Genomic DNA, 10,539 nt, shown 5'->3' with positions numbered 1-10,539 from the left:
CCAGGCGCAGGGTTTCAAGGCGGTTGCCCAGTTCTGCGGCTATAGAGGCATTGGTCATGGTATAAAAGTTCATAATAGGTATTTTTGTACCTTTTGTATCAATTTTATTGATTTAAAGGTTAACTTATACCCTTTGTTTTAAATAATCAATATTTAGGTAAATTATTATCCTTAATGTTAAAAAAATGATTTATTGGGTATAAATATATCCTTTATTTTGTTTTAACTAAAAAAGCATTTTTTATGAGAAAAAAAGATAAATCAAGAAGCGACAGAGCTTGATTTGAGACAAGCATTTTATTGTTTTTAGGCCTAATCTTAAGTTTGGCAAAAAAATAAACATCACCGATAAATGCCAAAACAAGCAAAAAAAAGTGCGGTATCCGGGAGCATTAAGGTGAGGATTGGTCAACAACCCTAGCGTCACGCTAACAACAGCGGTATCAACTATGCGCACCAAAAATTCTTTTGTATCAACCACTGAAATAGACACAAGTGCCACCGAGCTTGCTGCCGAGTCAGTAGCAAGATGGCGTCAAATTGATGTTGCTTTAACCCCCATCATTGGTCGGCGCGGTATTGTGGCGATCTACAAAAAAGCGCTCAACTTAACCCACGCAGACTTCCCCTGGCTGGCAGCTGTGTCGGAGGACGACACTTCTTTCGATAACTTTACCTCCTTGCAGGCGGCATTGGCGCAACAAACCAGTGCAGTCATTATGGCGGCCAACCTTGCTTTACATCGATCGTTTAACAAACTGCTTGTCAGCTTGATTGGCGAGTCACTTAGTGAGCGCCTGTTGCAATCTATCGATGCCTGTTTTCATCGCGAAGCAACACACTTGCATGACGCCGACTTGTTGGCTGAGCGAAAATACGCGTGATACTAGTGTGCTGCATGTTATGTGCTGCGCACTCCTTCGTAAGCCACGCAGTTCATTTATTGCTGGGAAATCACCGATCAGTGGGAGGATTGGTAATACAAAATTTATGCTTTCACCTTCTCTTCTGTGTGCTTCCCCTGTCTATGTTTCATTTGATGTGCAGGCTTTTTTCGGGTTATTTTGCAGATTCATTTGACAGCGCTGTCATTAAGTTTTACATTAGTTCCAGTTGATTGAAGTGACCGGATCCAGCCATAGCAATGACTCCGGTTTTGAATGGTTAATGGTCTCTCACCGTCGATGTCTGGTTGATGCATCGACGTCTCCCTCTGCCCTCTGAATTTCAGAGGGCTTTTTTTTGCCTGTTGATTCGATGTTTTTACGGGCAAATCCGCTTTGGCTGGCTAGGTTATTTAGTGCGTAGCTGGCATAATCGACGCCCCGAATTTTCCGGGTTTGACCTCTGCTCCGTGGAGGATAAACCCCGTTTGGCACGCCTGATTAGCCCTGTTTGTCGGATGTGCTGTTCCTGTCAGCTAGAGGATTACCATGAAGCCAGCAGTAAAACCCCGCAATCCCAATTTCTCGTCTGGCCCTTGCAGCAAGCGCCCGGGCTATAGCTTGGATCAGTTAGATATTTCTACTTTAGGCCGTTCACATCGCTCCACAATTGGTAAAGCGGCATTGCAACGTGCCTGCGAAGATACCGCCGAGCTGCTTGGCTTGCCGGAGGGCTATCGTGTTGGTGTTGTGCCTGGCTCAGATACCGGTGCAGTGGAAATGGCAATGTGGTCGCTGTTGGGTGAGCGCGGTGTCGATATTCTGCAGTGGGAGTCCTTTGGTAAAGGTTGGTTGAGCGACGCTACCAAAGAGTTGAAGTTGAGTGTCAATGCACACGAAGCGGATTACGGTCTATTACCCGACTTATCTAAAGTCAATTTCGATAACGATGTGATCTTCACCTGGAACGGCACTACCTCAGGTGTAAAAGTTCCCAATAGCGATTGGATCCCGTCTGATCGTAAAGGCCTGACTATTTGCGATGCGACCTCGGCGGTATTCGCCATGGATATGCCTTGGGAAAAGCTGGATGTGATCACTTACAGTTGGCAAAAAGTGTTGGGCGGCGAAGGTGCACACGGCATGCTGATCCTCAGCCCGCGTGCGGTTGCGCGTTTGGAAACCTACAAGCCATCTTGGCCAATGCCAAAACTGTTCCGCATGACCAGCGGTGGTAAAGTCGTTGAGGGTATCTTTAAAGGCGATACCATCAATACGCCATCTATGTTGGCGGTTGCAGATTATTTGGATGCATTGGATTGGGTGCGTGCAATTGGTGGCGTGAAAGAAACTATCGCCCGTTCCAATGCCAATCTGGCAGTATTGAAAAAATTTGTTGCAGCTAATGATTGGATCGATTTCCTCGCACAAACACCGGAAACACTTTCCAATACCAGCGTATGTTTCACTTTGAAAGCAACACCTGATCAGGTGAAAGCCATGATCAAACTGTTGGATAAAGAAGCAGTGGCCTATGATATTGGCGCCTACCGCGATGCGCCACCTGGCTTGCGCATCTGGTGTGGTGCAACTGTTGATGCCGTTGATCTTGAGGCATTGTTGCCCTGGTTGACCTGGGCTTATGAACAAGCTACAGCAGCATAATGTAATCAATATTTTTTGTGAGGCCGTGTTTATACACGGCCTTTTTGTTAGTGCTCAGAGGATTAAATAGCATGTTCAAAATAAAAACATACAACGCCATTTCTATTAAAGGTTTGAACCGTTTTCCGCGCGAAAACTATGAGGTTGCCAGTGATATTGGCCAGCCTGACGCCTACATCCTACGCAGCCATAAATTGCACGGTGAAGCATTGCCGGAAAGTGTTAAAGCGGTAGCGCGCGCAGGTGCGGGTACCAACAATGTGCCAGTCGATGAATACACCAAAAAAGGTGTTGTAGTATTTAACTCGCCGGGTGCAAATGCGAATGCAGTAAAAGAATTGGTGCTCGCCGGTATGTTGCTCGGCTCGCGCGGCATTTTGCCGGGCATGGAATATGTAAGTACTTTGACGCATATGACCGATGCGGAAGAAATGTCAAAATTGTTGGAGAAGGAAAAATCCAACTTCGCCGGTTTTGAGTTGCAAGGTAAAACTCTGGGCATTGTTGGCTTGGGGGCAATCGGTTCATTGATTGCTGATGCAGCTTTAGCCTTGGGAATGCACGTGGTTGGTTTTGATCCGGCGTTGTCTGTTGAAGCTGCCTGGCGTCTACCGAGCCAGGTTGGCCGTATGGAAAACCTGCAATCATTATTGGCGCGTTCGGACTATATCACCCTGCATGTGCCCGCAATTCCAGCCACTAAAAACCTGATCAATGCCGACACGCTCAAAGTCACCAAAAAAGGTGCGACTTTGTTGAACTTTGCACGCGAAGCAATCGTTGATGCGCACGCTGTGGTGGAAAGTTTGGATGCGGGTCACTTGGGTAAATACATTTGTGATTTCCCCGAACCAATCCTGCTCAACCGCAAAGATGTTTACGCCATGCCGCACATTGGCGCCAGTACTGAAGAAGCGGAAGAGAATTGCGCGATTATGGCTGCCGACCAATTGGTAGATTATCTGGAAAATGGCAATATAAAAAATTCCGTTAACTTTCCTGCAGTATCTATGGATCGTTCCCCTGCGATTGGTTCACGCATCACCTTTTCCAACGAAAATGTGTCTGGTGTATTAGGACATGTGTTGTCAGTCTTGGCCGATCACAAAGTCAACGTGGTGGATATGGTCAACAAAAGCCGTGGCGATGTGGCCTACAACATCATCGATGTTGAACAGGTGCCGTCTGCTGCTGTTGTGGATGCACTTACCAAAGTTGAACATGTAATTGCGGTGCGCGTTATTTAACTCATTTGATTAAATGATGGGGGCAGGGCAGATGTATAAATTGGTCTTCTTTGTCCCCGAGTCTCATCTCGATGTAGTAAAAGCCGCTGTTTTTAAAGTTGGTGCTGGCCGGATTGGCCACTATGAACAATGCTGTTGGCAAGTATTGGGACAAGGGCAGTTTCGTCCGCTCGCTGGTGCTACCCCTTTCATTGGTACACAGGAGCAGCTGGAAGTCTTACCGGAATACCGTGTTGAAATGGTCTGCGCTGATGAGTTGATTGGTGCTGCAGTGTCTGCATTACGCAGGCGTCATCCGTATGAGGAGCCAGCATTTGATGTCTGGCGTTTGGCTGATGTGGAGGTGCGATAGTTTGAGTCATTCGCTGTTTAATGCGCTCTCGCAACACCTCATTCACGACCCTCTGAATCTCGTTGTGCAACCACAAGCTGCCGTTCTGGTGTTGATTAGTTGCGGCGATAACCCTGCAATTCTCTACACCAAGCGTGCCGCACATTTGCGTCAACATCCTGGTGAGGTGTGTTTTCCGGGTGGGATGTGGGAAGCTGGAGATGCCGATTTATTTACTACTGCCTTGCGCGAAACCCACGAAGAAATAGGTTTGCCTGCTACAGAAATGCACCTGCTGGGTCGCTTGCCCCTATCTCACACTCGTGCGGGAACACCTGTTACTCCCTTCGTCGCCAGCTTTAATCCCAGTGTTCCTCTACTCCCGTCTCCCCACGAACTAGAGAGCGTGTTTTGTGTCCCCTTAGTGGCGTTTAAAGACGGCATTCAGGTGCGCGAAGATCAATTTGAGCGCGACGGTCGCGTCTTTAGTGTGCCCGCTTATCATTATAATGGTTACGAGATATGGGGTTTTACCGCAGCGGTAACGGCGCAATTACTGCGCTTGTTGACGCGAATCGCATCCTGAGCGTATTTGCATCATAACTTTCTGTTCTCGAAATGCTAAAAATGAGCATCTATTTGACATAAAAGTCATATCTGCCAATATGTAAAATTATAATTAGATTATCAACCACTGGTAGCTAGTCCTTAGCGGATGTTACCTCCCATTTTTCAGCGGGCTTTTTGCCTGGGTGCTTAAGGATGAACAATTACCAAACGCCCTTGCGCGATATCGATTTCACCCTTTTCGAGTTATTTGATTACGCGAGCCATTGCCGTGCCATAGGCCATGCCTCTTTGGATCGCGAATTGACTGGCGCTTTTTTTGGCGAGGCAGCCCGTTTTGCGGAAGATGTGTTGGCCCCGCTTGGCCCGGTTGGTGATCAACAGGGGTGCAGGTTGGTTGACGGTAAAGTGATAACACCGACAGGCTTTAAAGAAGCCTATCAGCAGTACTGCGATGCCGGTTGGCCTACTTTATCGCGTTCAGTTGCCTATGGGGGGCAGGGCTTGCCGCAATCGCTCGGTGTTATTCTGAGCGAGATCCTTGGCACACCCAATTGGGCGTGGGGAATGTACGCCGGGTTATCCCAAGGAGCTATGCATACCATCGAGACCCACGGCACAGAGCAGCAAAAACTGCAGTATTTGCCCGCGTTAATTTCCGGCCGCTGGACGGGCACTATGTGCCTGACTGAAGCGCAGGCGGGGAGCGATCTGGGGTTGTTGCGCACCCGCGCTGATCCGCAAGCCGATGGCAGTTACCAGATTAGCGGCACCAAAATTTTTATCTCCTCTGGCGATCATGACCTCGCTGAAAATATTGTCCACATAGTGCTCGCGCGCTTGCCAGATGCGCCTGTCGGTACTAAAGGTATCTCTCTGTTTGTTGTACCTAAAGTATTAATAAATGAAGACGGCTCTCTCGCAGCCACCAATGGCGTTAGCTGTACCGCGCTCGAATCCAAAATGGGTATCCATGGAAATGCGACCTGTGTCTTGCAGTTTGATGGTGCAAAAGGCTGGTTGTTGGGTGAGGTGAATAAGGGGTTGAACCACATGTTCACTTTTATGAACCTTGCGCGCATAGGTTCGGGGCTACAGGGGCTTGCCCATGCTGAGTTGGGCTATCAAAAATCGCGTTTGTACGCCCGTGAACGATTGCAGATGCGCTCCCTGACCGGGGTAAAGAATGCTTCAGGCCCCGCTGACCCTATCATTGTCCATCCCGATATCCGCCGCATGTTGCTCACTCAAAAATCCCTGGTAGAGGGGATTCGGATGTTGAGTTACTACACCACAATAAAAATGGATGCGAGCCAACACGCAACCAGTGCTGGCGAACGCCAGCAGGCAACCGACTTACTGAGTTTGTTAACACCCGTTGTTAAAGCATTTAGCACCGAGGCGGGATTTGAATCGGCAAATCTCGCCCTTCAGTGCCTTGGCGGGCATGGTTATATCCGCGATTGGGGGCTGGAGCAAAATCTGCGCGACTGCCGCATCGCCACCTTGTATGAGGGGACGACCGGTATTCAGTCGCTGGACTTATTAGGACGCAAAGTATTAGGTACTGGCGGTAAAACGCTAGCACCACTACTGGATGAAATAACCCACTTATGTCGCAATTGTAATGGTAATGAGTTGTTGACAGCGCATGCCGCACAATTGACTAGACTCAGTCAGGAGTGGCAGCAGTTAAGTATGAATATCGCGCGTCAGGCGCAGCATAACCCGGATGAAATTGGTGCAGCTGCGGTAGATTATCTAATGTATTCGGGCTATCTTGTGTTGGCTTTTTTATGGCTCAAAGCGCAACAAACGGTGTTGCTACAGCTTGCTCAACCGGTGGCAGATCCCGGTTTTTATCGCGCCAAGCTTGCGGCGGCGGAATTTTATTTTGCGCGCATATTACCGCGCACTATAAGTTTGGTTAAAGCGATGGAGTCAGGAGCGGGCAATTTGATGAATTTGTCCAGCGCTGATTTTTAATCTTGCAAAAAATAACAAAAGTGGAGAGTGTCGAATGTCGCTGAATTACAACAGAACCCTTGCCGAGGTTTTTTCTGAATCCTGTAAATCATATGCTGACAATAATGCGTTCACCTGTATGGATCGTACGCTCACCTATGCTGATCTTGATCGACTGTCTGGTCGTTTTGCTGCTTATTTACAACAGCACACGACGTTAAAACCCGGCGATAGAATTGCGGTGCAATTGCCAAATATATTGCAATATCCAGTCGTGATTTTTGGTGCGTTACGTGCGGGTATGGTTATCGTCAACACAAATCCACTATATACGCCGCACGAAATAAAACATCAGCTCAATGATTCGGGTGCAAAAGCGTTAGTCGTTTTGGCCAATATCGCAAAAAATGCAGCGGCGATTATCAAAGAAACCAGTGTTGAACAGGTTATCGTAACCGAGCTCGCAGACTTACACTCACCGCTCAAACGTATACTGCTAAATTTTGCAGTAAAGCATCTTAAAAAAATGGTTCCGCCTTACGAATTTCCACAGCAAATTGAATTCAATAAAGCGCTTGCATTAGCCAATAAACCTTGGCAACCGGTAGTGCAAACACCGGATGATGTTGCGGTTCTGCAATACACTGGCGGCACTACTGGCGTTGCAAAAGGGGCGATGCTGACCCATCGAAATTTGGTGGCGAATATGGCCCAGCTCAATGAGCGGATGAAAAATGTTTTTCGTCCGACCCAAGAGTTATATGTTGCACCATTACCGCTCTACCATATTTATTCATTTACGATTCACTGCACTTCTGCAGTTGCATTGGGAAATCATAGCTTATTGATACCTAATCCGCGCGACATTCCCGCATTTATCAAAACCTTGCAGGGCAAACCCTTCACATTTTTTGTTGGCCTCAATACGTTATTTAATGCTTTGCTGCGCAATCCCGAGTTTCTAAAGTTGGATTTTAGCAATATGCGCCTTACTTGTTCTGGCGGTATGGCGCTTACGGCGGAAACGACAAAACATTGGTTAGAGGTGACCAAAGCCCCTATCAGTGAAGGCTATGGTTTGACGGAAACTTCGCCAGTAGTTTCCAATAATCCGCTCGAAAGCGTTCAGTATGGCACTGTGGGGCTGCCGTTGATTGATACCAATTGTAAAGTTATTGATGATGCAGGCAATGCATTGCTAACCGGTGAGGCGGGGGAGCTGTGTGTGCAAGGGCCACAAGTGATGAAAGGTTATTGGCAGCGCCCTGATGCAACAGCAGAAGTGATGGATGCCGATGGTTGGTTTAAAACTGGTGATATTGCCATCATTCAGGCGGATGGCTACATTAAAATTGTCGATCGTAAAAAAGACATGATTAACGTCAGCGGCTTTAAAGTATTCCCCAATGAGGTGGAGGATGCCTTAAGTGGCCACCCTGATATTGTAGAAGTCGCAGTTATTGGTGTGCCCGATGGCGAAGGCAGTGAAACGGTAAAAGCATTTATTGTTACCGCAAATGAGCAGCTGACGATTGAGCAGGTACGTAAATTTGCCAAAGAGACACTGACGGCTTACAAGGTTCCACATCTTATTGAATTCCGTAAAGAATTGCCTAAAACCAATGTGGGAAAAATTTTGCGGCGCGAACTGCGTGACCATGAATTGGCTAAAGCAAAAAAAGTGTAGCCCGATAGGATTGATTGACCCTTTATTTTAACCAGGAAATTTATTATGGAATCGCTGTTTGGACTTCTAACCAGCCCGGCTTTTTGGATTGCATTGGTATTGCTCTATACATTGAAAAAGGGCATTCATTTTGTGCCACAGAATCGTGGCTATGTTATTTATCGTTTTGGGAAATATACAAAAACACTTAGCTCTGGCTTGAATTTTATTGTCCCTTTTGTGGAGTCGGTTGAGGCAGACCGTAATTTAAAAGAACAAACCTTGGTGATCCCACAGCAATCCGCCATCACCAAAGACAATATTGCGCTGATGATTGACGGCGTATTATTTATTAAAGTAATTGATGCGGCGGCAGCGACAAACAATATTACCGATTACAAATTGGCGTGCACCCAATTGGCAATGACGTCTATGCGTAACGCCATTGGCTCAATGGAATTGGATGACTGTTTTCAAAATCGCTCGGCAATTAACGCTAAAATCCAGGAGGCAATGCAATCGGCCACTGAGCCATGGGGATTAATTGTATTGCGCTTCGAATTGCTTGAAATTTCAATTCCGCCATCAATCAAAGAAGATATGGAAAAGCAAATGACGGCAGAGCGGCAAAAGCGCTCGGCCATTCTCACCGCCGAGGGCGTTAAAATTGCAGCCATCACTACCGCAGAGGGACAAAAACAGGCGCGTGTATTAGATGCAGAAGCAGCCAAGGCAGAGCAGGTACTGGCAGCAGAGGCAAGCAAAGAAGCGCAGATTCTTGAAGCAACTGGTAAAGCAGAAGCCATTCGTTTGGTGGCGATTGCAGAAGCGGAAGCGCTCACCACTATTGGTAAATCGGCTGCAACGGATGAAGGGCAAAAAGCAATTACCCTGAATTTGGCTCAGGGCGCAATTGCTGCGCACAAAGCTATCGCACATGAGAGCACGGTAGTGCTGACAGATGGCAAGACCAGCGACAACATCGCCAACACTGTTGCGCAGGCGATGGCAGTTTCTTCGTCGATTAATTTATCGCAGGCTTCACATAGATAATAGTGAGAGAAATTTATGAGTGGTTTGTTTGAATATTTTGCGCAGCACCAGGATCATCTCCTCTATACCATTGCCGGTATTTGTTTGGTACTGGAACTCGGCGTGTTGGGGATGAGCGGCCCCTTATTATTTTTAGCATTGAGCTGCTTGTTGACCGGACTGATGGTAACGCTTGGTATTATTAGCGGTTGGGAGTTAGAGGTTTTAAGTGTTGGGGTATTAGGTGCACTGAGCGGTGCATTGTTGTGGAAGCCACTGAAAAAATTTCAAAATTCTGGTGGTGGTCGTGATACCAGCAGCGACATGATTGGTAAAGTGTTGCCTGTTACCCAACTCATTACTCGCGACCAAGGCAAAGTGGCATATTCTGGAATAGATTGGCAAGCGCGCCTCGATGCTGCGTACACAGAACCTGTCGCTGTCGGTAGCCGCGCCCATGTTGTTGCAGTTGAGGGTGCATTGTTGCTTGTGAAGCCCGAATAATAGTGTTTGTACGCTAGCGAAAAGCACCTCTAATCCAGGTGCTTTTTTATTTCTGCACTGTTAAAAAAGAATTATCTGCGCCAAATTGCGCCATAGCTGCTAATCTAAAAGTAGCACCAATGAACAATAATACCGGGCAACAAAAAATAATGGTCAGATAAACTGTTGATCAGTCAAATGTATCAATCGATTGAATAGCTTATGAAAACAGCATTGATCTTATCCGGCGGCGGTGCTCGTGCTGCTTATCAAGTAGGTGTACTGCAAGCGCTGGCGGATGTATTACCTGACAATTGTGAAAATCCTTTTCCGATTATTTGCGGTACATCAGCAGGTGCTATTAATGCGTTGGCGATTGCTGCACATAAAGGTAATTTCAAATCAGCGGTCAATGCTCTCGCCTACATGTGGCAGAACCTTGATATTGGTCAGGTTTATTTGCATGGTTGGAGCGATATTTTCAAGGGGCTCGGTTATCTTGGTCTTTCTTTGTTCAATGAAGGTATGGGGCGTCGTCGTCCGTTATCCTTACTCGATAATGCTCCGCTGTGGAATTTATTAGGCTCCAAAATTAATTTTGAAAATATTAACCATTCTATCGACAGCGGAAAGCTGCTCGCCGTAAGTGTTTCGGCGATGGGTTACACATCAGGTCACTCAGTTAGTTTTTTTCAAGGC

General features: G+C 47.0%; 10 protein-coding genes. All 10 read left to right on the top strand.

The window, feature by feature from the left end:
* The first annotated feature begins 449 nt into the window (after nucleotides 1-449).
* Entirely contained in the window at nucleotides 450-884 is a 435-nt protein-coding gene (locus ACWA6V_RS10200) for a hypothetical protein (protein ID WP_449522388.1), read from the top strand.
* Between the two features lie 549 nt (nucleotides 885-1,433).
* Nucleotides 1,434-2,549, top strand: a complete 1,116-nt coding sequence (locus tag ACWA6V_RS10195) for a phosphoserine transaminase (RefSeq protein ID WP_449522387.1) — start codon at nucleotides 1,434-1,436, stop codon at nucleotides 2,547-2,549.
* 71 nt (nucleotides 2,550-2,620) lie between these two features.
* A complete protein-coding gene (locus tag ACWA6V_RS10190; RefSeq protein ID WP_449522386.1) occupies nucleotides 2,621-3,796 on the top strand; it encodes a phosphoglycerate dehydrogenase in 1,176 nt (391 codons plus the stop codon).
* 31 nt (nucleotides 3,797-3,827) lie between these two features.
* Complete coding sequence (locus ACWA6V_RS10185) at nucleotides 3,828-4,148, top strand: NGG1p interacting factor NIF3 (protein WP_449522385.1); 321 nt, start codon at nucleotides 3,828-3,830, stop codon at nucleotides 4,146-4,148.
* Nucleotide 4,149: 1 nt separating this feature from the next.
* Nucleotides 4,150-4,713: an NUDIX hydrolase gene (locus ACWA6V_RS10180; protein ID WP_449522384.1), complete on the top strand. Its 564-nt coding sequence runs from the start codon at nucleotides 4,150-4,152 to the stop codon at nucleotides 4,711-4,713.
* 176 nt (nucleotides 4,714-4,889) lie between these two features.
* Nucleotides 4,890-6,680, top strand: coding sequence for an acyl-CoA dehydrogenase C-terminal domain-containing protein (locus ACWA6V_RS10175; RefSeq protein WP_449522383.1), 1,791 nt, complete (start codon nucleotides 4,890-4,892; stop codon nucleotides 6,678-6,680).
* 34 nt (nucleotides 6,681-6,714) lie between these two features.
* Nucleotides 6,715-8,346, top strand: a complete 1,632-nt coding sequence (locus tag ACWA6V_RS10170; RefSeq protein ID WP_449522382.1) for an AMP-binding protein — start codon at nucleotides 6,715-6,717, stop codon at nucleotides 8,344-8,346.
* Nucleotides 8,347-8,391: 45 nt separating this feature from the next.
* Nucleotides 8,392-9,378, top strand: a complete 987-nt coding sequence (locus ACWA6V_RS10165; protein WP_310073760.1) for an SPFH domain-containing protein — start codon at nucleotides 8,392-8,394, stop codon at nucleotides 9,376-9,378.
* A 15-nt stretch (nucleotides 9,379-9,393) separates the two neighbouring features.
* Nucleotides 9,394-9,861, top strand: a complete 468-nt coding sequence (locus tag ACWA6V_RS10160; protein ID WP_449522381.1) for an NfeD family protein — start codon at nucleotides 9,394-9,396, stop codon at nucleotides 9,859-9,861.
* Nucleotides 9,862-10,062: 201 nt separating this feature from the next.
* On the top strand, nucleotides 10,063-10,539 hold a 477-nt coding region (locus ACWA6V_RS10155), incomplete at its 3' end, for a patatin-like phospholipase family protein (protein ID WP_449522380.1).

Source organism: Cellvibrio sp. (genome assembly GCF_053579595.1).
Note: the sequence above shows the minus strand (reverse complement) of the source record. Positions and strands in the feature narration are given on the sequence as shown.